The sequence below is a fragment of the Chitinophaga sp. Hz27 genome, from assembly GCF_042263525.1.
Taxonomy (GTDB): domain Bacteria; phylum Bacteroidota; class Bacteroidia; order Chitinophagales; family Chitinophagaceae; genus Chitinophaga.
In genome coordinates, this window is sequence record NZ_JBHKFJ010000001.1 from 466,798 (window position 1) to 491,571 (window position 24,774).

General features: G+C 45.4%; 21 protein-coding genes. 14 read left to right on the forward strand and 7 right to left on the reverse strand.

Going from position 1 to position 24,774, the window contains the following annotated elements; translation table 11 throughout:
- Positions 1-7: 7 nt before the first annotated feature.
- Positions 8-631 (reverse strand): DUF4136 domain-containing protein, encoded by a 624-nt coding sequence (locus ACE38W_RS02095; RefSeq protein WP_375828570.1) that lies wholly within the window; start codon positions 629-631, stop codon positions 8-10.
- 83 nt (positions 632-714) lie between these two features.
- On the opposite strand from ACE38W_RS02095, the gene ACE38W_RS02100 reads away from it, so the two are divergent.
- From ACE38W_RS02100 to ACE38W_RS02120, 5 genes are all read left to right on the forward strand, one after another.
- The gene (locus ACE38W_RS02100) at positions 715-873 is read left to right on the forward strand and encodes a hypothetical protein (RefSeq protein ID WP_375828571.1); all 159 of its coding nucleotides are present in this window, start codon (positions 715-717) and stop codon (positions 871-873) included.
- A 187-nt stretch (positions 874-1,060) separates the two neighbouring features.
- Complete coding sequence (locus ACE38W_RS02105) at positions 1,061-2,281, forward strand: BamA/TamA family outer membrane protein (RefSeq protein ID WP_375828572.1); 1,221 nt, start codon at positions 1,061-1,063, stop codon at positions 2,279-2,281.
- Positions 2,282-2,291: 10 nt separating this feature from the next.
- The gene (locus tag ACE38W_RS02110) at positions 2,292-2,987 is read left to right on the forward strand and encodes an outer membrane beta-barrel protein (RefSeq protein ID WP_375828573.1); all 696 of its coding nucleotides are present in this window, start codon (positions 2,292-2,294) and stop codon (positions 2,985-2,987) included.
- A gap of 52 nt (positions 2,988-3,039) precedes the next feature.
- Entirely contained in the window at positions 3,040-3,519 is a 480-nt protein-coding gene (locus tag ACE38W_RS02115) for a hypothetical protein (protein WP_375828574.1), read from the forward strand.
- Between the two features lie 154 nt (positions 3,520-3,673).
- The gene (locus ACE38W_RS02120) at positions 3,674-4,564 is read left to right on the forward strand and encodes a hypothetical protein (RefSeq protein ID WP_375828575.1); all 891 of its coding nucleotides are present in this window, start codon (positions 3,674-3,676) and stop codon (positions 4,562-4,564) included.
- A gap of 3 nt (positions 4,565-4,567) precedes the next feature.
- Here ACE38W_RS02120 and ACE38W_RS02125 read toward each other — a convergent pair whose 3' ends face one another.
- Positions 4,568-5,017: a hypothetical protein gene (locus ACE38W_RS02125; RefSeq protein WP_375828576.1), complete on the reverse strand. Its 450-nt coding sequence runs from the start codon at positions 5,015-5,017 to the stop codon at positions 4,568-4,570.
- 135 nt (positions 5,018-5,152) lie between these two features.
- On the opposite strand from ACE38W_RS02125, the gene ACE38W_RS02130 reads away from it, so the two are divergent.
- Together ACE38W_RS02130 and ACE38W_RS02135 are read left to right on the forward strand one after the other, a co-directional pair.
- Positions 5,153-5,758 (forward strand): hypothetical protein, encoded by a 606-nt coding sequence (locus ACE38W_RS02130; protein ID WP_375828577.1) that lies wholly within the window; start codon positions 5,153-5,155, stop codon positions 5,756-5,758.
- 40 nt (positions 5,759-5,798) lie between these two features.
- Positions 5,799-6,536, forward strand: coding sequence for a protein phosphatase 2C domain-containing protein (locus ACE38W_RS02135; protein ID WP_375828578.1), 738 nt, complete (start codon positions 5,799-5,801; stop codon positions 6,534-6,536).
- 92 nt (positions 6,537-6,628) lie between these two features.
- Here ACE38W_RS02135 and ACE38W_RS02140 read toward each other — a convergent pair whose 3' ends face one another.
- From ACE38W_RS02140 to ACE38W_RS02160, 5 genes are read right to left on the reverse strand one after another with little or no spacing between them, the layout of a single operon-like run.
- Positions 6,629-7,762: a VWA domain-containing protein gene (locus tag ACE38W_RS02140; RefSeq protein WP_375828579.1), complete on the reverse strand. Its 1,134-nt coding sequence runs from the start codon at positions 7,760-7,762 to the stop codon at positions 6,629-6,631.
- Positions 7,759-10,032: a DUF5682 family protein gene (locus ACE38W_RS02145; RefSeq protein WP_375828580.1), complete on the reverse strand. Its 2,274-nt coding sequence runs from the start codon at positions 10,030-10,032 to the stop codon at positions 7,759-7,761. Before ACE38W_RS02145 ends, ACE38W_RS02140 begins: the two co-directional genes overlap by 4 nt.
- A gap of 16 nt (positions 10,033-10,048) precedes the next feature.
- Positions 10,049-11,131, reverse strand: a complete 1,083-nt coding sequence (locus tag ACE38W_RS02150; protein WP_375828581.1) for an AAA family ATPase — start codon at positions 11,129-11,131, stop codon at positions 10,049-10,051.
- 27 nt (positions 11,132-11,158) lie between these two features.
- The gene (locus ACE38W_RS02155) at positions 11,159-12,622 is read right to left on the reverse strand and encodes a DUF5691 domain-containing protein (protein WP_375828582.1); all 1,464 of its coding nucleotides are present in this window, start codon (positions 12,620-12,622) and stop codon (positions 11,159-11,161) included.
- Positions 12,622-13,938, reverse strand: coding sequence for an SWIM zinc finger domain-containing protein (locus tag ACE38W_RS02160; RefSeq protein ID WP_375828583.1), 1,317 nt, complete (start codon positions 13,936-13,938; stop codon positions 12,622-12,624). Before ACE38W_RS02160 ends, ACE38W_RS02155 begins: the two co-directional genes overlap by 1 nt.
- Before the next feature lie 179 nt (positions 13,939-14,117).
- Between ACE38W_RS02160 and ACE38W_RS02165 the strand changes: the two genes are divergently transcribed.
- From ACE38W_RS02165 to ACE38W_RS02195, 7 genes are all read left to right on the forward strand, one after another.
- Positions 14,118-14,681, forward strand: coding sequence for an NADPH-dependent FMN reductase (locus tag ACE38W_RS02165; RefSeq protein WP_375828584.1), 564 nt, complete (start codon positions 14,118-14,120; stop codon positions 14,679-14,681).
- A gap of 956 nt (positions 14,682-15,637) precedes the next feature.
- Entirely contained in the window at positions 15,638-16,735 is a 1,098-nt protein-coding gene (locus tag ACE38W_RS02170) for a slipin family protein (RefSeq protein ID WP_375828585.1), read from the forward strand.
- Between the two features lie 224 nt (positions 16,736-16,959).
- Positions 16,960-17,712: an SDR family NAD(P)-dependent oxidoreductase gene (locus tag ACE38W_RS02175; protein ID WP_375828586.1), complete on the forward strand. Its 753-nt coding sequence runs from the start codon at positions 16,960-16,962 to the stop codon at positions 17,710-17,712.
- Between the two features lie 179 nt (positions 17,713-17,891).
- Positions 17,892-18,323 (forward strand): hypothetical protein, encoded by a 432-nt coding sequence (locus tag ACE38W_RS02180; RefSeq protein ID WP_375828587.1) that lies wholly within the window; start codon positions 17,892-17,894, stop codon positions 18,321-18,323.
- 116 nt (positions 18,324-18,439) lie between these two features.
- Positions 18,440-21,031: a kelch repeat-containing protein gene (locus tag ACE38W_RS02185; protein WP_375828588.1), complete on the forward strand. Its 2,592-nt coding sequence runs from the start codon at positions 18,440-18,442 to the stop codon at positions 21,029-21,031.
- 125 nt (positions 21,032-21,156) lie between these two features.
- Positions 21,157-23,373: a glycoside hydrolase family 3 N-terminal domain-containing protein gene (locus ACE38W_RS02190; RefSeq protein WP_375828589.1), complete on the forward strand. Its 2,217-nt coding sequence runs from the start codon at positions 21,157-21,159 to the stop codon at positions 23,371-23,373.
- A gap of 14 nt (positions 23,374-23,387) precedes the next feature.
- Positions 23,388-24,632 carry a glycoside hydrolase family 71/99-like protein gene (locus tag ACE38W_RS02195; protein WP_375828590.1) on the forward strand — a complete coding sequence of 415 codons (1,245 nt, stop codon included), beginning with the start codon at positions 23,388-23,390 and terminating at the stop codon, positions 24,630-24,632.
- Positions 24,633-24,774: the final 142 nt, after the last annotated feature.

Genomic DNA, 24,774 nt, shown 5'->3' on the forward strand with positions numbered 1-24,774 from the left:
TGAAATACTACTGGGCTTTTACATAAGGGGATTGTACGAAAGCCTGGTTGATACCATTGATAGCCAGTGTGGTGTTGGTGGCGGCGGAACCCAATGCCCCATTGAGGTTTACCGTCCAGATAACATCCAGCTTCTGGTTTGCCTGCGCATTTTTTACATCTACCAGTTCAATGATAAAGCTCCCTGTAGTGATTGCATAAGTGGTCGTCCATGGATAATAGTAAGGATAATACCAGCCCCAGTCCCATGGATCCCAATAGCCTGGAAATCCCCACCAATAGCCAGGATACACAACACCGACAGTAATATCTTTAATAGCGACAGTGTTGATACCCAGGTCTGGACTAGCATTTCTGGCTACGAAGGTATAACCTCTCGACTCCATATTCTGTCTGATGGCAGCTACCAGTTGTTTGGCGTTGTTGTCTACCAGGATGGTGTCGTTCTTGTTGCTGGAGAGATATGCGATAGTATCCGAAATGTAGAACGTCTTGTAGGTATTGAACTGGGCGTTGGGATCACGGTCCGTTTGCACTACAAAATTGGACGACAATTTAGACAGGTCAGGTTCTTTCCGGCATGCAGAAAGCAAGACCAATGTTAAGGACAAGAGTAGGGTAAATCTTTTCATGGATTCAGTATTAATATCGGGTGAATACGCTATTCCAGCAGATAGCAGGTGGTTTACAACTCGGAAGCATCAGATAGTAACAGATGGGATTTATTACCAGCATTACAATTACTAATACATACCAGGTGACCCTGTTGCTACATGAAGATGATGATAATGCTGTTATGCCAGGAGGTAGGTTGATAGATAGTTTCAGGTCTTCCGTGGTGTCGTCTTCTTACGTAACGGAAAAAGAACACTGAATGCTGATCTCATTAATTCAACACACCAATAAAGAAAATGTTTAAACAGGAATATCCAGAAAATTCGTGACGCTGGTGAAAACTATTTATAATATGCATGTGTTTAACGGTAAGTAACCCCTAAGTATAAACGCCCCGCATCATCAACCCAAATAATAACTGCTTGTCTGTATGTAAAAAGCGGGTCATGCTTCTTTTAGCAGAAAAAAATAGCTGGATTTTTTTTATAAAACCTTTGGTGGCAGTAGGTTTGGTGATACTATTGCTGTGCTCGTGTCTATTGGTGCAGGCCCAGGACAGTATCAAACAGAAACCAGCTAAATGGAAATTTACACTCCACGATTCACTAGACCATGCTATAGACCTCAGCGATTGGATTATCAATGCGAATGGTTTTGTGCCAGTACCGGATATCATCACGGAACCTGCTGTAGGCTTTGGTGGCGCTATTGCGCCCATCCTGATGCATAAGCATCATCAACCTGTACAAACATTAAACAGGTATAAGAAATTAGCGCCGATACCACCGGATATTACCGGCGGATTCGCTTTTTATACGGCCAGCAAAAGCTGGGGCGCAGGACTTTTTAGAAGTGGTACCATCGTGCCCTGGCATCTTAGCTATAAAGTATTTGCAGGGTATATGAACATGAACCTCAATTTTTATAAAACGCTGCCCAGTCTCGGAGAAGTAAAGTTTAAAACAAATATCAAAAGCATACCTGCTTTTCTAAGATTACAGAAACAGCTGGGATATTCTAACTGGTCGGCAGGCATACAATATGTTTTTGTGAAAACCACTGCCAAACAAATCAGTCATATACTGCCGGATTCATTATTTAAACCCAAAGAACTGGATAATATCAGCAGTATCCCTGGCGTGTTGGTGGAGTTTGATAACAGGGATAATATATTCACGCCCAACAAGGGTTCGAAGATCCATGTGGATGCAAATTTTTCTTACGAAGCCTTTGGAAGTGATTTCAATTATACCCATATGAATGGTTTTTTCTACAAATATTTTCCTATTGGTCATAAGAAGAAATGGGTGTCTGGTTTCCGGGGAGATTATCAGCAGGTGATAGGAGATATTCCATTTTATTTCAAACCCTCACTGGATCTGAGAGGTATACCCAGAGGGCGTTACCAGGGAAATGTAAATATGCTGGCAGAAACAGAACAACGCTGGAATGTATTCAGGCGATGGAGCGCCGTCTTCTTTACCGGTGTAGGTAAGGTATTCGATGAGTATGCGGATTTTGGTTCTTCCGGTTGGGAATACAATTACGGCACCGGGTTTCGGTATATGCTTGCCCGTAAGTTTGGTTTGTATATGGGGGCTGACGTAGCCCGTGGGCCAGAACAATGGGGGTTTTATATACAATTTGGAAGTGCATGGTTAAAATGATACGATCAAAATGATGATGTTTTTAAGGAAGATATCCGCATTGTTTTTATTGCTGTTGCTGAGTTGTCAGGAAGGGAAGGCGCAGGCATTGATAGCGTTGGTATTCGGTAAAAAGATTACCACTACACGATTGCATGTTGGCATTATGGTTGGTTTGGCAGGCAGCTATCTGGAAGACGCCACGGGGCAGCAGCCGCGTTATGGTTTTGCCATTGGAGCTTATACCACGTTTGACCTGAAAAATAACTGGCAGCTGGCGATGGATATAATTATGCGTAGCCCTAAGGGAGCCAGGCAGCTGAGATATGAGAATAGTTTTCAGCCACCGGATGATAATCAGCTCGTAGGACAGGACTTCAACCGGCTGATCACCTATATGTCTTTTGCACCTATGATCAGGTATAGGATCACGCCATCTTTTGGTGTGGCCGTAGGGCCATACGGCGCTATCCGGACTAACGCCAAAGATGTATATGTCAAGGATACCGATAATGGTGAGCTCTCTTATATATTTAAAACAAAACATGATATACATCGTATAGATGGAGGAGCAACTTTTGATATTCAGTATGTGTTGATGAAAGGAAAAGGACTGCGATTTAACGCACAATACAACCTCGGGCTGGGAAATATCTATAAGAATGATTTGCAGGGAAAAAACAGGCAATTTCTGGTAGCAGTGGGGATTCCCATCGGCGCCAGGTAAAAGCAATAACCTATATACGTAAATATTCTATCACCCTAAAAATCCTACTTGTATGAAAATGGTAAAATCCGGACTTTTCATGCTGCTCCTGCTAATGATAGGCCTGGCACCTACCTTGCGTGCACAAAGCGTGACCGATGATCAGGAAGTATTACTTGATGCAAAACGTATTAAGAAATCACAACTTCCGCCGGAAGTACTGGCGGCATATCAGAAACAATTTCCTAAAGCTAACCTGAAGGATATCATGAAGCTCCCTACTTCTGTTTATAAAAAGAACTGGGAAATAGAGGAGCAGAACAAACCTGAAGGTGGCGAGGAATATTATTCACTGAACCTCACCGGCACCAATATGAACCTGGAAGCGTTGTACGACAGGCATGGAAACCTTATCAGGGCAAATGAAGTGGCCAAAGATGTAGCATTGCCTAAAACGATATCCACCTATATCGTAACACATTATAAAGGTTATGGCATTACCAAAGACAAAGTAAAAAGATTTATTGAACCTACTAAAACAACAGCTACCTAGGAAGTAACCATCAATAAAGCTAACGCTCCTTCTCATCGTTTGTTGTTTGATAAAAACGGCAATTTCATAAAAGAGAAATAAAGTACAAAGCAGGTTGGCTGGATGTTAGGCCAGCCTGTTTTTCTCTTCAAACCTCCCCCTAAAAACAATATATATGAAAACTCGATTTGTAATACGATGGATGTTACCTGCGGTGTTATGCATTTTTTCTCTCAACATAAATGCACAGGAAACCAGTAGTAACGAGACGATCGTTCAGCAGTCGCCCACTTATGAATTACCACAGGCACCCTGGTGGGTGAGTCGCTTCAAAGTATCTGCAGGCTTGTTTTTTGTCGTAAATAATACAAACGTTGCCATCAACGGTACTGCGGGAAGAATAGGTACCGATATTGATTTGGAAAGTGATCTCGGCTTTAAAAAGAATACGGTAAATTTCCTGGGAGATTTTCAATGGCGTATATCCAGAAGATCGCGATTAGATCTTTCCTGGGTGAGTTTAAGAAGGACTTCTGATCATACTATACAGCGAGAAATCACTTTTGGAGATAATACCTATAATATCAATAGTCATGTAGATGCCTATTTTAACACAGACATTTATCGTATTTCCTATGGTTATGCATTTCTTTCTCAGCCTAAATATGAGGCTGGTGTGCTGATAGGGGCGCACCTGGTAGGTTTGGGCACAGGTATTAGTCTGGCCGGCGCCAATATTAATACGCAGGCAGAACGCTTTTCTATTACAGCGCCATTGCCTGATGTAGGCTTATGGGGTGGCTATGCATTTTCTCCACGCTGGGCTATCCAGGGAGAGATCAGCTGGTTGCAGTTAACCATTGATGATATCAAAGGTCGTATCTGGAGCGGCACCTTGCAGGTGAGCTATCATATCATTGCCGGCCTCGATGCTTCGCTGGGATATACGGGGCTAAACTTCAAAGTAGATGCTACCAGACCACATTTTAATGGAAACCTCAAATGGGGCTATAATGGACCATCGTTAGGCGCTTCTTATTCCTTTGGCCGTAAACGTTGGCGTTAATGATTAATATACTGCGCTGAAGTAAACCCATGCAATAAATAGTACCTGCAAAGGAATACGGAACCATAAGTATTTTGGGCCGTTACCATCGCTGCTGCCTTTTTGGTAATCTACCTGGTGCAGTGATGCATATATGTTTGCGGGTAATACCGCCAGAAAGAAAATTATCAGGCATATACCTGCCATTTTTTGTGTGGATACCAACAGCAATCCAATTCCCCCGGCGATTTCCAGGATGCCTGTGAAGGCAACTAAAAATTTCTTATAAGGTATAGCAGCAGGCATCATCATCTCCATACCTTTTGAAAATGCAAAATGTGCAGACGCAGTAAAAAACAACATAACGGCCATGGATATACGCCCAGCCAACGCCCATGCATACTCGTTGCGGATGAATTTTATGATCAGCAGACTTAAGATAAATGTGCCCAGCAATACCAACAGTGGTTTCATATAGGAAACTTTTTTATTTGTCTGTAAATATAATATAATTGAAAAAACGCTGGTGTTAACATTGCAGTCATTCATCGTAACTTTTAGGGGTAACTATAGCACGTTTCAACTATTCTGAAAATTAAGCCCCACATTATGCCATTGTCAAGATTAGAACGCACGATTCGTGGATTAGAGTTGCTGTTGGCGAAATCCCATGCAGCTCCATTGCTGGAGGTGGATGCTGAAAGTGTCAGGATATGCCCCAGGGGCGACTCCAGGATATTTGTTCTGTTTTCCTGGGCGGGCTTTCTGCTATTGCCTGTCTGGTATTTCGTATATATCAGCAAACATGGGGTGGACTCCTGGCTAGCGCCAGGTATCTTCCTGCTGCTATATCTTATCTATCTCCGAGATCTGCTGTTACTAACAGATTCGCAGCAGTATGTAACTATCGACCTACGCAAAAAAATATTTGTATTTGAACATATACATATCATTCACCCGTTTAGTCCACAGCAGTTTAGTGTTAATTTTGCAGATGTAGACCAGGTGACATATGAACACCTGCAAATTACCTGGCGTATTACCATGCACCGGCTCACCTTCTGGGATAAAGATGGTAACAGGCTGGCCCGGCTTGATCTGCGGCCAGATCTCTATAGTCCATGGTTGATAAGAAAACTTCGTTTACTCTTCACCGTGGCTAGTCGCAGCCAGCAATCCACCACCGACCTACGTATACGTATGTATGCAAACTGATAACAGTGCCCTGTGCTATTTTGAAGTTTTTCAACCAGATATGAAAGTTTATACTACCCTCAAAATAGGGGAGCATCATGCTAATCACTGCGAAGATTATCTGCTGACAGCAGATATCGGCGCGGGAAAATTTATTTGCGCCGTCTTGGATGGATGTTCCATGGGCGCAGAAAGTTTCTTTGCAGCAGCCCTAACGGGTAAGCTGCTACGAAAAATCGCCAGAGAACATTACTACCGCGAGTTCCTGGACAACAGACCATCTTCCTCTGCTACTATTCTCCAATCGGTACTACGACAATTATTCTGGGAGCTGGGCACCTTACAAAAAATGCTGCACCTGGATATTTATGAGCTATTGAATACACTGGTGCTGGCGATAGGTGAATCTTCCGGTAAGGAAATGGAGTTTATCTGTATAGGAGATGGATTGATCGTGGTAGATGGGGCATTATATGAATTTGATCAGAACAATATGCCGGATTATATAGGATATAATTTACAGGAAGATTTTGATAAATGGTTTGCGTTGCAGCAACAACGTATATCTGTCAGCGATATACAACAATTTTCAATTTGTACAGATGGCGTGCTTACTTTTCGAAGGTTTGATACCCGCGATTATGCAGAGCTGGCAGATATCCTGAGCTTTTTACTGATGGATGATCATGGCGCGGAAAATTGTCATATGTTGGATAGGAAGATGATAGCCATGGAGCATATTTATGGGTTGAAGCCAGTAGATGATGTGGCGATTGTAAGAGTTTGTTTTGATAAATAAATATCCAGCAGTATATTTTTGGTTTCATGGAGATGCTTAGGGCATCTCTATGAAACCAAAAAATCCCAATACTGATGCAATGCACCAGGGCTTTACTTAGCCACCTCCTGCGCATGGGCCCACTGCATAACATCTTGCTTCGATAGTGCCGTAGCCATTAGGTCGGGAAATTTATCGGGTGTACATGCAAATACAGGAACGCCCATGTCAGCAAGGAATTGCGCATTTTCATGATCATATCCTGGCGTACCGTCATCATTGAGCGCTAAGAGTACGATCAGCTGTACGCCAGCGCTTACCAGTTCAGCCGCACGTTTACGCATATTCGCAGGATTACCCCCTTCATAAAGATCGGTGATAAGTACCATAACAGTATCTGCTGGGCGCGTAATCACTTGCTGACAATAGGAAAGGGCCAGTTGTATATCCGTGCCACCGCCAAGTTGCACGCCAAAGAGCAAGTCTACAGGATCCTGTAGTTGTTCTGTAAGATCGGCCACGGTAGTATCAAATACAACCATGCGTGTTTGCAGCGCCGGCATAGAAGCCATCACCGCGCCGAAGATGCCAGCGTATACGACGGAGGCGCCCATGGAGCCACTCTGATCAAGACATAAAATAACATCCTTTAGCGCTGTGCGTTTGCGGCCGTAACCAATTTTAGTTTCAGGAATAATTGTTTGAAACTCCGGTTGGTAATGCTTCAGATTTTTCTGAATAGTCAGCGACCAGTTTATTTCATTATGACGTGGACGACGATTGCGCGCACTGCGATTGAGTGCGCCGGTCACTGCCTGCTGCATGGGCTGCGATAATTTACGCATCAACTCATCAGTGACTTTTCTTACTACCTGCCTGGCTGTGTCTTTTGTTTTAGCCGGGATCACATTGCTGAGTGATAGCAGCGTGGCTACCAGGTGCACATCGGCATCCGTGTTTTCCAGTATTTCCTTTTCCAGCAGCAGTTGGGTTAGGTTGAGTCGCTTCAGGGCATCCTGCTGCATAATTTTCACTACAGAAGAGGGAAAGAAGGAGCGTATATCTCCCAGCCACCTGTTGACATTGGGAGAAGAAGGCCCCAGGCCGCCTTTCCTGTCATTATCGTACAATGCTTCGAGGGTATTATCAATTTTCTGGTCGGCGGTGTTGAGCGTATAGCCGGTACCGTCGTGTTGATCACCGCCGAGTATCAGGCGCCATTTGCGCAGTGCTGTATCGTTGCTCATGATGCAATGGTTTGTGCAGGACTATGGCCCAGCAGTTGAAGAATAACAGGTATACCGGCCACGGCGCGGGTGTCGTCTATATCGGAGGCTACTGTGCTAACAGGCATAGTGCCTGCTGCGTTGTTTTTGATCTTGTCGCCGATCTGCCTTCTTTCAGGTGCGCTGAAAGTGGCGAAGGTCCTTCTCAATAACGGTAATAGCTGTATGAAAATATCATCATCCAGGCTATCTACCCAGTTACGTAACAAAGAAAATAGTGTATCGTCTATGAGTAGGAGCGTGCCGCTGCCACGGAGGAAACCTTCCAGCCAGGCGGCAGCGTCGGCAGGTGGATTACCTACGGACATGGCTACACTAAATCTGCTGATCAGCGCTTCCTTGTCGATATGTTGTGCATCACTAAGTAGTCGGGTGGCATATCCTGCCAGTGCTTTAGCGCTGTTGTTGCCAGTAGCAATTTTGTGCAATGCCTGTGTCCAGCTATCTGCAAATACAGATTGCTGCAGTGTAAGGATGGCGTCATTCATCTGATAATACAACTCCAGCAATGCATTGACCGCATCATCTGTAATGTTGGTGCTGGCAGCAGGGAGGTTGATACATATCCTGGTGACGATACTTTCTATGATTGCTAGTACCATGGAAGCATCTGTTTTCCTTACGTTGCCATATCGGGTAATGCTTACTAGTGGCGGCAATACTTCCATGAGTTGTATAACATCGCTGCTGGTGGCGGCCATATTGCTGACCTGTTGTATCAACATGTTTGTGGCTGCTGGCAGTTCGGCGGGGATACAGGATTCCAGCATACGGCATACCGCTTTCAATTCCTGGCTACGTTTAGCCATGTCTGTTACATAGCTGGATGCCGCACTTTCTACAGTGTTGCCCCAGCAGCTTTTATCGATGATGTCTACTGCCAGTGCGGGCTCCCATTGCAGGCGCCATTGTTCTTTAAAAGTTCCTTTACCACCGGTATATTTTTGTTCGCCCCAGTTGATGTCTAGCAGCTGGAGGCGATGAAGGAATATACTGCGTTGCAGGTCGTTGGGCTGACGTAAGTCCAGCTGATAATCTTTAAAGTCAGCGGTTACGGACAGGCGCAGCTTTTTCTGTTGTCGCTCTATGTCCGCCTGCAGCGGCGCTTTCGGGATATCTTCAGGAACGCTGCCAATAGTATTGCTGATGATCAGTTGTTCGTTGATCAGCTGCATGGGCAGGTCGTTTCCATTACACAGTACGGTGACAACCGCTTCATTGAGTTCTTCCAAACCCGGTGTAGGCAAGTCTCGCAGTGATGCCAGTGCATTGCTGAGTCTAACGGCTTCCATCACATGTGCGGTGGAGATATCCATTTGATGTTCCCTGAAAAGCTTGGCTACTAGCGTTAACCAGCGGGTGCCATCATCATCAGGATGCCGCCATTTATGCTGGTACCATCCAGGAGATGCGATGCCGGCGCCGTAGCCACTACGTGTGCTCAGGCGGTTATAGGTCCAGGGTGTCCAGCTGCAGGCGACTTTCACTTTTGGTAATCCTTTCAGGAGCTCATTATCATCCTTCGCTGGCGGCATATCTTTCAATGCAGGGGCATGCCATGCGCCGCAGATAACGGCTATTTCTGGATACATTTCTTTTTCTGCCTGACGTATCATTTTACGCATCCATGCTTCCCGCAATGCATTCATACTATCTGTGGCAGCGGGTATTTCCTGACGGAGTACTGTCATGGCTTCCATGACGGCTTCAAATATATTATCGTTGCGGCGTCTGAATTCGAACATATGTTCCCACCATTGTTCTCCATCGCTGAAGCCATCGGCTACTGCCAGGAGTGCGATAGGATCATAGGTGTGTTGCTGTTCAGCAGCGGCGGTGGGCACGCTATTCTGACTTTCGGCAGCAGGAGTAATATCGGTAGTAGTGTCAGCAGCTGCATTTTTTTCATTTTCTATCCCATACACATAAGTCAGCGGAAGGTCCATAAAGCGTACAGGGATGTTACGTTTACGGGCATACGTAATCGCCTGCCATTCGGGCGAGAAAGTAGCGAATGGATAGAAGCTGCTATGGTTGGGCCTTTCGGGTTCATAAGCTAATATGGCCACTGGAGGCTGTAATTGTTCATGGCTGGCCCATTGCAACAGCTCATCTGCTTCTGGTGGCCCTTCCACCAGGATGATATCGGGTTGTAAGGCTTCCAGGTATTCCATTACGTTTCTGGCGGAGCCTGGGCCGTGATGTCGTATACCCAGTATATGTACAGGCATAAGGAATTTTTTTAGATTAAGCGCCGAGGTCTCTGCAGGCACGATAGATGTCTTTCCATTCTTCACGAGGTTTCAGTACTGTTTCCAGGTATTCCTGCCAAACCAGTTTATCCTGCACCGGGTCTTTTACTACTGCGCCAATGATACCTGCGGCTACATCTGCGGCTTTCAGCTGACCATCGCCAAAGTATGCTGCCAGTGCGAGGCCGTTGTTTACCACGCTGATGGCCTCTGCTGTGCTGAGTGTACTTGTTGGTGATTTTACTTTTGTCTTACCGTCTGTGGTAATGCCGCTGCGCAGCTCCCGGAAGATGGTGACGATGCGGCGTATTTCCTGAAGGGCAGGCTTTTCTGCTGGTAGCTCCATTACTTTCTCAAAGCTTTCTACTCTACGTTGTACGATGTCTATCTCTTCTTCCATAGAATCAGGTACAGGAAGTATAACGGTGTTGAACCTACGTTTTAAAGCGCTGGATAACTCATTTACGCCTTTGTCTCTGTTGTTGGCGGTAGCGATAACGTTAAAGCCTCTGCTGGCCTGTACTTCGGTATTAAGCTCTGGTATAGGCAATGCTTTCTCTGACAGTATGGTGATGAGCGTATCCTGAACATCCGCGCCTATACGCGTTAGTTCTTCTATGCGGGCGATCTTGCCATCGCGCATGGCACGCATCACGGGCGTTTCAACGATAGCATTTTTGCTAGGGCCTTCAGATAATAGTTTGGCGTAGTTCCAGCCATAGCGGATACTTTCTTCACTGGTGCCCGCAGTTCCTTGTACGATCATGGTAGAATCGCCGCTGATGGCTGCTGCCAGGTGTTCGCTCACCCAGCTTTTAGCTGTGCCTGGGAGGCCATAGAGGAGAAGGGCGCGATCTGTTGCCAGCGTGGCTACCGCGATTTCCATCAGACGGCGGTTACCAATATATTTAGGGCTTATTTCAAAACCATTGGAAAGCTTGCCGCCAATCAGGTAAGTAACAACTGCTTGTGGCGTCATAATCCAGTTATGCGGACGCTTGCCGCTATCATACTTCTTCAGTTCTTCGAGTTCAGTAGCATACAGGATTTCGGCATGCTGGCGTAATATGTTAGACATAGTTAAATATTTTATGCAGATGATTGTTTAGAATTGAAATTGATGAAGGATGGCACTTTTGCAGGCAAGCAGCTGGGAAAGATTTTCCCGCAGACTTTTCCATGCTGCCTGGTTATAGAGTATATCTCCGAAGATGTTTTTATCATCAACTTTTAATACCGCTGTTGGTAGCAGGTGAGCCAGTTCGAGAAAATAATTCCTGTTATAGCTGTATGGGTGCATGGCAATGAACTTAAATATCTGTTCTGTCAGCGGAACGCTCCATTCTACGCTGCTTTCGCCCATTTTCAGAATGACGGCGCTGCCTTCTTTTTCTACGAAACGCATGGCATAGGCTTGCAGGTCGGCCGCTGGCGCCAGATGGAAGACATCCGGATAGAATGCCGATGTTTGTTGTAGCAGTGCGGTGAGCCATTCCGTTTCTTTGAACTGTATGGCTGCTTTTAGTAGCGGGGTCTCAAAACCTGCGGCAGATAATAGTTTCACGCAGGTGCTAATATCTTCTTGTAGCAGTCCGGAAAAGAAGGAACAAGGCACCGCGGCTACTAATTGTTGCAGCTGGTACATTTCATCGCTTAGTTTCATGGATGATGCCGGAAGTTTGTCGATGCCGGATTTGTATATCTCCGGCGCCAGCGGCAGTTCCAGGTCGGTGATGCCGATATGGTTATTTTGAAGTGTAATAGCTGAAGCTACCAGCTCCCAGTATTGCTGCACGATATCACTTGCTGGTAGTTGTCTTAATAACTCCCAGGACTTCTCTTTTACTTTTATACTTTTTTCGGCAGTAAGTTGTTGCAACCATGGGATGTCATTGTCGTTGAGTCCTGTTTCCAGGCATTCTAGCAAAGCAGCTCTGGTGGCGGCATTCTCTTGCTTCCAGGTTTCGATCAGCATGCTGAGTCCTGCGTCCGGATCATCTTTTCTGCTGGCGTTTAGTACGGCGCAACGCTGGCCAATACTGCCCGTTTCCCAGGTATCTGTGGATAGTTCCATTTCATTGCCGGGGATCAACAGTTCCCAGTCGGGATTCAGAAGTGCCAGCCATTCCCCACGTTTGCCATAACAGGCCATCAACGGCGCTCTCAGTTGTTTGCTGGCTACGGCTTTATCCATTAACATAGGCAATAATGCCGGAGGAAGGATGTAACCTGCTTTGCTACAGCATTCCAGCCAATATTTGGTGAGCGCATTGGAACCGAGTGCTATGGCTTCGAGCAGACTACTGACTGCATCCTGACTACAGTAGCGCTTTTCCTCTTCAGGACAAACATGTGTGATCGCATCTTCTATGTGCAGTGTTTTGCATCCTGCCTGGCGGTAATTCATGAGCAGGGCACCGGAATGGAGGAGGAGATCTTCTCTGTCCAGCCCTGCATTGCTGATGGTTTGCAGTGCCTCTTCGAGGGCGCCTGTTGCTTTTATAGTGGGCAGTGCCTGGCGATTGGTGCCAAGTAATGCGGTGTTGAGTAATTGTTGCCAGCTTTCCATCAGAGTAGTTTGTAATGATGATGTTGGTCCCAGATGCCGATGGGCTCATAGGTTTGTTGAGATCCGGTAACAGCCATGGGTAAAGGTTTTCCTCCACTGATAGCGAGTAGTTTCCAGATTTTCGTATAGCCTTCTTTGATACGCATGAGTTGCCGTTGCTTGTCTTGCAGGTACCAGGCGCCGTTATGCATAACCAGTTGCAGTTGCTGTAAGATGTAGAGTTGATCGTAATACACTGGTAACGCGCTGCTGGCGGTAGTTTGGGCATTCAATACTTCTTCCCATTGCTGCATGCCCAGGCATTGCACGGGGGTGTGACTATTCTTGTAATCTTTCAAGACAGCGCGCAGTGGCCATGCTGAAGGGAAGTATACCAGTTCTCCTGTAACACAGCTACCTGGTGTTAGGGAGAATTGTGGTGTGGATACGTGCCGGGTGTAAAATTGAAGGACTACAGCGTTGCGTTGCGTATTTTCTCCGTATAGCCAGTAACGTTCGGTGACGAGTCTGTCTTGTTCGCTGACTTGTTTTCCCAGCACCTGCCAGGTGTCGCTGATGCCCGGTAAGGAACGCAGGTAGTCCTGGTTGACGGTGAAACCGCAAAGCTGGCGTATGTCTTCCTGCAATGCTTCCGGCAGTTGTTCCAGGTGTTTATATCCTTGAATGACTGCGTATAGCCGTAATAGTTGTTGCATAAAATCCTGCTGCCAGTTTTGTTTGAAGAAGGGCGTATCGCCGAGGTTGCGCACCATAGCGGCCAGGCCAGGGGCCTGCGCATCTATGAGTCTTCTGCTGGTATTTTCCCAGTATTGGCGATTTTTTTCTGGTAGATGTATGATGCCGTTTCGTATCATGTCTTTGAGCCATACCTGGAGTTCTTCAATTCCCTGGCTGACCTTTTCATCACGGGCATGCAGGCGTTGTTTATTGTTGGCTGGACTACCTTTTTCCGCCTGTTCCTGTTGTTTTTCTGCCTTTTTTTCGGCGGATACGGCGCGGCGATCTATCCATGCTGATACCCAGTCAGGAAGGCTGTCAGCAGGGATTTGCTGTGGTTGTCGGGCATATAGTAGCAATAGTCCGATGCCATGTTTGCAAGGGAATTTGCGGCTGGGGCAACTGCATTTGAAGGCAAGCTGCTGCAGGTCTACCTGGGTTTGGTAAGGTTTAGCACCGCTGCCTTTGCAGGCGCCCCAGAGAGCAGCTTCGCTCTGGCCAGTGCTGACCCACTTTTGCATACTGCCAAGTTCTTTCCCCGCTTTGCGGGAAGCATCATCGGGCGCAGATGCAAGTACTTGTTCTTCAGTTAACATCATGGGTTATGAATTATAATTGTTGAATGTTCGAAGTCAAAGATCTAACTTCACTACGCAGTGTATATGTGCGCAGCGATTTAACAGAAAAATTTTCTTTAACATTCAGATATTGAGATTGTTATTTTAAACTTTGTGTCACATAACGTGGTCATATCTACTTATCTAATAAAATTTAATTAATGTTGAAATTAAAGGTAATCAGTTCTACCAGCCGCCCTGGCCGAAAAGGTCCCATCATCGCTAAATGGATCAGCGCTTTAGCACAGGCCAATCCTGCGTTTGAAGTGGAATTACTAGACCTGGGCGATATTCATTTACCCCTGATGGATGAACCTTTTCATCCGCGCTTAAAAAAATATCAGCACGAGCATACGAAGAAATGGAGCGCTAAGATTGATGACGCAGATGCATTCATTTTTGTAACAGCAGAATATAACGCCTGTTTCCCGGCACCTTTAAAAAATGCGCTGGATTATTTGTTTACCGAATGGACCAACAAACCTGCAGGTATTGTTAGTTATGGCGGCGTTTCCGGTGGTACCAGAGCTTCACAGCTACTGAAGCCCGTACTGACGGCTTTCAAGATGATGCCTTTGCCAGAAGGCGTGGTGATTTCCATGTTCGACAGATTCATTAATGACCAGGAAGAATTCATCGCGGATGAGATGCTGAATAAATCTGCTGGTTTTATGCTGACAGAATTGGAGAAATGGGGAAATGCGCTGAAGCCTTTACGCTCGTAGGTTTGAGTAGATAGTATACAACTGTGATGTTATCAAGTATGAAAAAATATTTGCAGATGTTAAATACTATCATCATCTTTGCATCGTAAAATTTTTAAAACAAATAAAAACCTGTAACATGATCCGTTTATCAAACACACATATAAGCTATCTCGAAATGGAGATATCCTTATGCGGAGCATGTTATAAGCTGAATTAGTTTACGATAACTGAATTATAACAATGAGCCTCCGCTTCAAAAAGCGGGGGCTTTTTTTATGGTCTCACAGTCATGAATATACGATTTATCAGCACATACGAAACCGGTTTTACGTATTGGCAAAGCCTTGCCACACGGGAGCGGTATGTGTATTTATTAATAAAGGAACGGAGTAAGTAAGTACTATTCGTAATGAGTAATACAAGCCCTCCTGTTAACGGAGGGCTTTTTTATTGCCCGCTGGCCTGTTAACCCAAATTGTTAGCCCGGATTGTTAACCCGGATTGTTGCCCCGAAAGATGCGTACAAATGAGGTAGTATCACAGGTTCGAAGCCTGTTGTACGCACGGTAATTTTCACTTTACAATGCAAGCCTGGGTATCCGTAGCCCGGCAGTGCAGTGGCTGTAGCCGATTGTATACTGTTGTATCGCTGGAAACCCAACATTGGTCTTAAACACCAATTACACTTAGGTAGTGATTCTAAGAACAGTGGTTAAACGCCACAAACCCAACACGGTATAGTAGGTCGCCTCTACTAAAAAAAGGGCGTACAGGTCTGTGATGTCATGATGCTGTAACTGTTAGTTACAGTCATGGTAAAATTACCAGCAGCAATGCTTTCCTGTTGTATCAAACGCTGCATGCAGAACTTCCGCCCTGTATGTAAGCTGCGTACGAACAGCCGTCTTGCTCCGTAATGGCTCCTGTGTCAGACACACAGCCTGTTTTTCTATTAACCCCTAAACCTATACACTATGAAATTTATAACTATTGAAAAAAATAAGGTAGGATTACTAATTAAAAATGGATGTTTTAAACAGGTGCTGTTGCCAGGGAAATACTGGACATGGCAATCAAAAGAAATCCAGCTTTTTGATGTCAACCTGCCTTTCACGCCGCCGGTGCCTGTACAGGAACTGTTGGCAGATGCAACGTTTGCAAGCCTGGTGCAGGTAGTAGATGTACAACAAAACGAGGTGGCGCTGGTATTTGAAAACGGATTGCTGAAAATGCACCTCTTACCTGGGAAACATATCTTCCTGAAGAACAAAAACGAAATGGCATTTCAGCTCCTGAATATCAGCGCTACAGACCCTATCTCTGATTTGAGTAAGGATATTGTATTTAGTCCGCTATTGTATCAACTGTTCCTGAATCATAAAATCGAACCTTTTGAAAAAGCAGTGTTGCTGGTAGATGGGGAGTATCGCGCTGTATTGGGAGGAGGTATTCATTCTTTCTTTGCAAACAGGCGTCATATTGAGTTGAAGCGCATTGATATGCGTACGCAATCACTGGAAATCAGCGGACAGGAAATCCTGACGAAAGATAAAGCAGCCGTGCGTATCAATGCATTTGCACAATATGCTGTGGAAGATATTATAAAGGTAGTATTGGAAAATAAAGAAGCAGAAAAGCAATTGTATGTGCAGGTGCAGCTGATACTACGCGAATATGTAGGCACGCTTGGACTGGATGAATTACTGGAGAAGAAAGGACAGCTGGGGCAGTTCATGCTGGAGCAGGTGCATGCAGTAGCAAGCACTTTAGGTATGAAGGTTATGAGCTTTGGCGTACGTGATATTATTTTGCCGGGAGATGTAAAAGAAATCATGAATCAGGTATTGGTAGCGGAAAAGAAAGCGCAGGCCAATCTCATCATGAGAAGAGAAGAAACTGCCAGCACCCGGAGTCTGATGAATACTGCCAAGCTGATGGAAGAAAATCCTATGTTGTTCAAGCTGAAAGAAATGGAATATGTGGAAAGGATCGCAGAAAAGGTAGGCAGCATTACCGTAAATGGTGGTGGCTTGTTGGGCGATCAGCTACGACAGATTTTTACGTCTAAGTAATTATCTTTTTTGATAAAACAATTATGAAAAGACTGCTGTTGTTTTGTTTGATATAAACATCACATGGCAGTCTTTTTTATGTGTCGATAAAAACATGATTGATATCAGTTTATAGCGATTTTAAGATTCCTCTAACAGTAGTATTCGCTACATTTGTTATACCGGTAAAACAAGACGATTGTTACATGTGACCATCAATTTTTACACACTAAAAATGATTAGAAATGGAACAGTTATTTAAAGGCAAAGTGGCGTTGGTCACTGGTGCAGGATCTGGTATTGGTGAAGCGGTAGCGAAGCTGTATGCTGCGGGAGGTGCTAAAGTAATCGTGAGTGATGTAAACGAAGAACATGGCGCCAGTACGGTGGCCGATATCAAGAAAGCGGGTGGCGAAGCGTCCTTTGTAAAATGTGATGTAGGAAACCCTGAAGATTGTCGTAAGCTGGTAGATAAGACAATGGAACTATATGGCCGCCTGGATATTGCCTGCAACAATGCGGGTATCGGCGGTGAGTCGAAACCCATTGCCGACTACAGCATAGAAACATATCAGAAAGTCATTGCTATTAACCTCAATAGTGTTTTCTATGGCATGAAATACCAGCTGCCAGCTATGCTGAAAAGTGGCGGTGGCGCCATCGTGAATATTTCATCCATTCTGGGGCTTGTAGGTACGCCATATGCAGCTGCTTATGTTGCGGCAAAACATGGTGTGATCGGCCTTACAGAAACGGCGGCCGCTGAATACTCATCGCAGGGAGTGCGTGTAAATGCAGTGTGCCCGGGCTATATCACCACGCCTTTACTGGATATCATGGATGCTAAAGCTAAAGCAGCATTAGTAGGAATGCACCCAATGGGCCGATTAGGAACAGCTGCAGAAGTAGCAGAACTGGTGATCTGGTTAAGCAGTGATAAGGCATCCTTCGTAACCGGTGGCAAATACACCGTTGATGGTGCTTATACAGCCATATAATGATATGATATAAATTATTAAATTACCATATTTAAGGGACGATATGCGTAGAAATACGCATGCCGTCCCTTTTAAATTCCGTATTTACCCTAGCAATCGCCCCATTAATTCTGTCTACCTTTATTTCATCAAAAATCAACGCTAATTAAGTCATTTCACGGTAACCCAAAAGCTGAGGAATGCAAAATCTGAAACCCATGATCGAAAACAGGATTAAATTGTTTTTCTTCCCCGATCCTCAAAAGAAATTTGTGCAGATCACTTATTTCTCTATTTCATTACTCATATTACAAGTAATTGGAATCACGATCGCATGGTTACAATTACCTAATCATATTCCTATTCATTTTGGCTTTACTGGTAAAGAAACCCTGGGAGATAAAAATGGTCTCTGGGTTTTGGTATTAGTACCTATGATCAGCTTTCTTGTACTGACCGCCATTTTGCAAAGCACTTTAATAGAAAGCACTTTTAAGGGTAATTTTTACAATAGTAATAATTATGATCCGGCATCTGGTGAAGCCGGTAAATCAATGATATATTATTTGCGCGCAGGGGTAGTGCTTATATTCTCCTTCCTCGCCATTCTTACATATCTTCATTGCCTCTGATGCGGAGATAGTATATACGCTTAATTGCTTTCGAGAGTCTGGTATTGATGCAGGGCCGTCCGTTTTTTTTTCGCAGCTCCAATAATTGCAGGAATAATTATATATTTAGTGGAGTTATGAAGACGGCCATCAATACACTTGCCACTACTTTAGTATTATTATTCGCTGCATTTTATTCCACAAAAGGCCAGGAAAATTATGGCCTCACTTTCTATTCTTTCAACGCCCCACAAGAAAAAAGAACTTCGCTGGAACTCTTCCAGAAAGACTTCTGCTTCGATGACAGCATGGATCTGTCTTTCGACTTCTCCTTTATTCCCAACAGGTCTATCTATTTCGGCTACCTGTTTCGTATGATCAGTAATAATGGTCAGAATATCGACCTGGTATATAATCAGAAAGATGAAGTATTTAATACCATCGTAGGTGAATCCTTTTGTGGTATTGACTTTAAGCTGGATAAAACGACGCTGTACAACAAATGGACACGTATACGTTATCATCTCACAAAAACTTCCATTAGCTGTTATATCAACGGACAACTTTATAAAACCGCTCCTGTTACATTAAGGGATAACTGCTTCCATATTGTATTTGGTGCATTGCGACATAAAGATTTTATCACTACAGACGTACCGCCAATGATGCTCAGAAACGTTGGTGTTGCAGCAGGAGATAAACTACGCTACTACTGGCCACTGGGAAAACCCGGTACCAATCCATTAGAAGATTCTATCGCGCATAAAACTGCTTTTGTAACCTTCCCGTTATGGTCGGATGATCTGCACCGCAGCTGGCGCCTGCTCAAATCACTGAACGTGAAAGGTAATGCCAGCGTGACTTTCAATCAGGAAGCAGAAGAAATATATCTCGTATCTGAAGATACCGTATACCGCCTGCCCGCAAATGATGAAATGACAACGGAAGTTGCCAGACCTTCCCTGGGATATCATCTTTTCCAGGCTAATCAATCCTTATATAATTCGGTAGATAATAAACTCTATAATTTCTATATCGATCTCAAAAGCATTGCTACCTGGCAGGATAACTCATTTCGCTGGACACGTACCTACGATACCGTCGCCAATACCGAATACGGACATACGAGCAAAGTCTTTTCCCGTAAGGAAAATGCACTCTATATTTTTGGAGGTTACGGACAGCTGAAATATAAAAACCAGGTGCAGCGCTATGATTTCAATACGCAGCAATGGTTAGACCTGCAACCTTCGGGTGATTACTTTACGCCGCGGTATATGTCGGCGGCTGGTCAATGGAACGACAGCATCTACATCCTTGGCGGCTATGGCAGTCATACCGGCGACCAGGTACTGCGCCCCCAGCACCTCTATGATTTCATGCGTTTCGATACCCGCACCAAAACATTCAAAAAACGCTTTACCATCAAGAATAGCGGAACTCCTTTCGTTTTTGCTTCTTCCATTATAATAGATACGCTGGAACAGGCCTACTATGTGCTGTGCTACGATGAAAGTAGGTATGATACCCGGCTGAAGATGATCAAAGGTTCCCTGTTCTCACCCGAATACGAGTTTGTGGGAGATGAGATCCCATATGTGTTTCAGGATGTTATCTCCGATGCAGATTTGTTTTATTGTCCTCGCTCCCGGCAACTACTCGCAGTAACCCTGCTCACAGAATTAGGCAAGCAAACCAGCGTAAAGATTTACAGCATTGGTTTTCCGCCATTGCCTGCGCTGGCTGCTGACAAAGCCCATAGTCTGGCCTTCAGCTGGTGGTGGCTTATAGTGTTGCTTATACCGCTGGGTGGAATTGTTTGGTGGATACGAAAGCAACGCAACAGAACAGTTATTGCTACTACCACTGCACCACCACCAGCCGTACTGTCAGCAGAGGCGCCAGCAGTCCCTGCTGCCACCACGCCGGTTCAGCCAAGGCCAGTGGCAGAACCAATTCAGGAAAGGAATGTAACGGAAGAACCACCGTATGTGCTTAACCGTAGTAAAGGCATCCGGATTTACCTGTTTGGAAATTTTGAAATATTAGATGCCGACGGAACAACATATAATAACCAGTTTTCGCCTTTGTTGAAAGAACTCTTTCTGGTTATCTTATTATATACCATTAAAAATGCAAAAGGCATTTCTTCTGAAAAGCTAAATGATATTTTCTGGGGAGATAAAGCGGGGAAGAACGCGAAGAATAATCTTTCGGTGAATATCGTACGCCTGAAAGGCATCCTTGCGAAGATAGGGGAGATCTCCATTAAGAAGGACAATGAGCGTTGGATGCTGGACTATGATCCCGCATTGGTAAGCATTGACCTGATGGATTTCATGGCGGTGAAAGCCGTTTACCAGGGCCATGGTCGTCAGAAACTGGCCTGGCAGCTGTTTTTTGTGTCGAGAGGTTCATTTCTCAAACAAACAGAATACGCCTGGCTGGATGATCTGAAATCTGACTACACCAATAAAATCATAGATGAGCTGCTGGAAGAATCGAGTCATCTTCACCCGCAACAGGACGCGGATATCTTAGTGGAAACAGCCAGTTGTATTTTCAACTTCGACCCACTCAGTGAAGAGGCTTTACGTTTGAAATGTCATTCGCTGATTGCTATGGGCCGACACTCTCTGGCCAAAAATGCCTATGAGCGATTTATAAAAGATTACCATAAAGTTTATGGAGAAGAATATCCAATTGCTTTCTCTGAGATAGTTAAATAGATTTTTTTACCTTTTTTTGGCATTAATGCCTTCATTAATGGGATTTTATACGGTTTGTTAATGGGTGGACACTTCCTTTGTACTCCACGTTATGTCCATTAACCGTTATAATTCTTATATCAACGATGAAGGTGTTAAGACCGTTATTTATTATTTTATGCTATTCCACGTTTGCAACTGCTGTATCTGCGCAGCAGCTGCCATACAAAAATGCTAAGCTGCCGGTAGAAGCGAGGGTGAAAGACCTGGTTTCCAGGATGACCACTCTGGAGAAAATCAGGCAGCTGGATATGTACAGAGGTTGGAGCGTTGCTCCTATGTCCGAGCAGCAGCATGAGGCATTAATATTGGATGAAAAACTCATTAAGGCTGCATTTGCCAAAGGTTCCTTCGGTTCCCTCCACGATTTTTATCCCAACTCCACTACCTTATCCAATGAGGTACAGCGTTATGCCGTAGAAAATACGCGTTTAGGCATTCCCGTATTATTTATTGAAGAAGGCTTGCATGGTTATTCGCGTAAGGGCAGTACCAGTTTCCCGGTGCCGTTGCAGCTGGCCGCTACCTGGGATACCGCCCTGGTCCGCAAAGTGGGTCGTGCGATAGGAACAGAGAGTAGGGCTAATGGCACTGCCATGATCCTGGGGCCATTGCTGGACGTTAGCCGGGATCCGCGTTGGGGGCGTCAGGAGGAGACATTCGGGGAAGATACCTATCTGGTATCTGAAATAGGGCTAGCCATGGTCAAGGGATTGCAGAACGGAGATCCAAGCAGGCATGATGCCGTGGTGAGTGAGCCTAAACATTTTGTGGTACATCCCATTCCGGAGGCGGGTAGCAATACCGGTCCGGTAAATATTGGTGTGCGTGAAATCAGGAGTAGTCACCTGCCTGCCTTCGAGAAGGCAGTGAAACAAGGAGGTGCGCTGGGCATTATGGCGGCCTACCATGAAATCGACGGGCTGCCCATGGTGGCCAACCACTGGCTCCTAACGGACGTATTACGTAAAGAGTGGGGATTCAAAGGCTTTGTGTTGAGCGATCTCGGAGCGGTGCGCATGGCGCTGGAAGCGCATCATACAGCTGCTTCGCGTGCCGATGCGATGGCGCAGGCTATTAATGCGGGTCTTAACATGCAGTTCTATGATTTCGGCCACGAAGAGTTTGAACAGGCAATAGATTCCGCCTTGAAGCAGCATCAGTTATCGCAGGTAAAACTGGACAGCGCCGTAGCAGATGTATTGCGTGTGAAGTTTTTATTAGGACTATTTGACCATCCATATATAGATACTACCTTACTAGCCAATGTCACACATAGTGCAGCACATCAGCAGCTGGCACTGGAAGCGGCCAGCAGGGGCGTGGTGTTGCTAAAGAATGATCAGCGTGTACTACCGCTGACGGGTATACGAAACCTTACCTTGGTAGGGCCGCTGGCAAAAAGTAATTATCTCGGCGGATATTCCAATACTGCGGATACTGCCGTTTCAATTTTGACCGGACTGACCCAACGAGCCGGCGATCGCCTGCATATCAGGTATGTTGCCGGCTATGATCAGTCGGCCATAGAAAGTGCCGACGTTGTAGTAGTGGTATTGGGAGAAGACCTGGCAGTGGTGGGAGAAGGAAAGGACCGTGCAGGTTTGTCGCTGGACAGTGCCCAGCAGTCACTGGTACAGCAGGTAGTCGCTTCGGGCAAACCAGTAGTCGCCGTGTTGCTGAATGGCAGGGCCTTATGTATCGATTGGGTAGCGACGCATGTGCCGGCCATCGTAGAGGGATGGTTTGGCGGAGAAAAGAGCGGACAGGCGATTGCTGACGTTTTATTAGGTATTACCAATCCCGGAGGAAAGCTGCCGGTTACTTTTCCGCGCAGCACCGGCCAGCTACCATACTATTATAGTCATAAGCCAACCTCTTACCACCGCTATGTGGATGAACAGCCTACACCACTATTTCCCTTCGGTCATGGATTAAGTTATACCACGTTTACCTATGAGGCCTTGCAATTGCCAACGGCGCCAATTCATGCTGCCGAGAGTTTTGATATATACGTAACCGTTACCAACAGTGGAAAAGTAGCTGGAGAGGAAGTGGTACAGGTATATATCCGCGATGAGGTATCCAGCGTGACTACGCCTTCAAAAGCACTGAAAGCCTTCAGCAGGGTAGCCTTGCAACCGGGCGAGTCCAGGAAACTGCGATTCCGTATGAGCGCCGCAGAATCATTGGCACTCTGGAATCGAGATATGAAAAAAGTAACGGAGCCAGGGGCCTTCGAGGTAATGGTGGGTAGTTCTTCCCAGGATATCCGTTTGAATGGCATCTTCCACGTTAAATAATACACTGTAACTACATGAAACGCACGCTTATATTTTTGACCATTTGCATTTTATCATTCCACGCAAAAGCCCAGCATAGTCCGTTTCATTACCCATCTTACAAAGGATTGGTAATGGCGGGCTACCAAGGCTGGTTTAACACTCCCACCGACGGTGCCAACAGAGGCTGGCACCACTACGAGCACCGGGGCGTATTTGCGCCTGGCTCCTGCGAAGTAGATCTATGGCCTGATATGAGGGAGTACAAAAAACAGTACCCTTCCCCTTTCCGCTTTGCCGATAGCAGCGTAGCCAACGTATTCAGTCCATATGATCAATCCAGCGTAGATCTACATTTTAAATGGATGAAAGACTATGGCATAGACGGTGTGTTCATGCAGCGTTTTGTTGCGGAAGTCCGCAATCCCAGCGGTAAGCAGCATTTCAATACTGTATTGCATCATGCGATGACCGCGGCAAAACGCAACGACCGCGCTATCTGTATCATGTATGACCTCAGTGGAATGAATCCCGGTGAAGAGCTGTTTTTACTGCATGATCTCGACGAGCTGACAAAAGAATATGGTCTGTTGGAGAAATCGGGTAAAACATCTCCCACCTACCTGCATCACCATGGCAAGCCACTGATAACCATATGGGGGGTGGGTTTCAATGATCATAGAAAGTATGGCTTTAAAGAAGCCGAAACGATTATCGACGGACTGAAAGCCAGGGGCTTCAGTGTGATGCTGGGCGTACCTACCTATTGGCGCGAGTTCGGCGCAGATGCTTTGCATGATGAAGCCTTGCATGCCTTATTACGCAAGTGCGATATCGTAGCACCATGGTTTGTAGGAAGATATGACCAGGCGGCATATCCTGCTTTCCATGAAACAGTAGTAAAGGATATCGCATGGTGTAAAGAGAACCACGTGGACTATGTACCACTGGCATTTCCCGGATTCAGCTGGAGAAATATGAATGGTCCTGCTGCACATACGATAGCCCGCAACAAGGGCGCATTTTTCTGGCAGCAGGTGGCAGGTGCTAAGGAGGCAGGAGCAGAGATGTTATACATCGCAATGTTCGACGAGATGAACGAGGGCACCTCCATATTTAAATGTGCTACAGAGAGCAAGCTGCCTTTACATCCCGGCGGCGTTTTCGTGGGGATAGAAGATGAACTAGGCAGCGACCATTATTTATGGTTGGCCGGACAAGCAGCAAATTGGTTCCATGGAAAACCAGGATATGGCGAAAATCTACCAAAACGAAAGTAAGAACAGGAAATAATAAAAATTAATGCCCGATTAATCGCTGATTAATCTGTTTGTTAATGGCAGAATCGTTTTTTGCATTGACAAATTCCAGGGAATCGTAATCCAGTTATGAAGTTTCAATAGCAGTGAGCTCTGATGCAAA

Bases quoted from the DNA above. Each gene is read 5' to 3' on its own strand.
- ACE38W_RS02175 (WP_375828586.1), top strand. From the start codon at position 16,960: ATGGAACAGTTATTTAAAGGCAAAGTGGCGTTGGTCACTGGTGCAGGA.
- ACE38W_RS02095 (WP_375828570.1), bottom strand. From the start codon at position 631: ATGAAAAGATTTACCCTACTCTTGTCCTTAACATTGGTCTTGCTTTCT.
- ACE38W_RS02195 (WP_375828590.1), top strand. From the start codon at position 23,388: ATGAAACGCACGCTTATATTTTTGACCATTTGCATTTTATCATTCCAC.
- ACE38W_RS02160 (WP_375828583.1), bottom strand. From the start codon at position 13,938: ATGATGTTAACTGAAGAACAAGTACTTGCATCTGCGCCCGATGATGCT.
- ACE38W_RS02130 (WP_375828577.1), top strand. From the start codon at position 5,153: ATGCCATTGTCAAGATTAGAACGCACGATTCGTGGATTAGAGTTGCTG.
- ACE38W_RS02140 (WP_375828579.1), bottom strand. From the start codon at position 7,762: ATGAGCAACGATACAGCACTGCGCAAATGGCGCCTGATACTCGGCGGT.
- ACE38W_RS02185 (WP_375828588.1), top strand. From the start codon at position 18,440: ATGAAGACGGCCATCAATACACTTGCCACTACTTTAGTATTATTATTC.
- ACE38W_RS02190 (WP_375828589.1), top strand. From the start codon at position 21,157: ATGAAGGTGTTAAGACCGTTATTTATTATTTTATGCTATTCCACGTTT.
- ACE38W_RS02180 (WP_375828587.1), top strand. From the start codon at position 17,892: ATGCAAAATCTGAAACCCATGATCGAAAACAGGATTAAATTGTTTTTC.
- ACE38W_RS02125 (WP_375828576.1), bottom strand. From the start codon at position 5,017: ATGAAACCACTGTTGGTATTGCTGGGCACATTTATCTTAAGTCTGCTG.
- ACE38W_RS02105 (WP_375828572.1), top strand. From the start codon at position 1,061: ATGCTTCTTTTAGCAGAAAAAAATAGCTGGATTTTTTTTATAAAACCT.
- ACE38W_RS02135 (WP_375828578.1), top strand. From the start codon at position 5,799: ATGAAAGTTTATACTACCCTCAAAATAGGGGAGCATCATGCTAATCAC.
- ACE38W_RS02120 (WP_375828575.1), top strand. From the start codon at position 3,674: ATGAAAACTCGATTTGTAATACGATGGATGTTACCTGCGGTGTTATGC.
- ACE38W_RS02110 (WP_375828573.1), top strand. From the start codon at position 2,292: ATGATGATGTTTTTAAGGAAGATATCCGCATTGTTTTTATTGCTGTTG.
- ACE38W_RS02115 (WP_375828574.1), top strand. From the start codon at position 3,040: ATGAAAATGGTAAAATCCGGACTTTTCATGCTGCTCCTGCTAATGATA.
- ACE38W_RS02170 (WP_375828585.1), top strand. From the start codon at position 15,638: ATGAAATTTATAACTATTGAAAAAAATAAGGTAGGATTACTAATTAAA.
- ACE38W_RS02145 (WP_375828580.1), bottom strand. From the start codon at position 10,032: ATGCCTGTACATATACTGGGTATACGACATCACGGCCCAGGCTCCGCC.
- ACE38W_RS02150 (WP_375828581.1), bottom strand. From the start codon at position 11,131: ATGTCTAACATATTACGCCAGCATGCCGAAATCCTGTATGCTACTGAA.
- ACE38W_RS02155 (WP_375828582.1), bottom strand. From the start codon at position 12,622: ATGGAAAGCTGGCAACAATTACTCAACACCGCATTACTTGGCACCAAT.
- ACE38W_RS02165 (WP_375828584.1), top strand. From the start codon at position 14,118: ATGTTGAAATTAAAGGTAATCAGTTCTACCAGCCGCCCTGGCCGAAAA.
- ACE38W_RS02100 (WP_375828571.1), top strand. From the start codon at position 715: ATGGGATTTATTACCAGCATTACAATTACTAATACATACCAGGTGACC.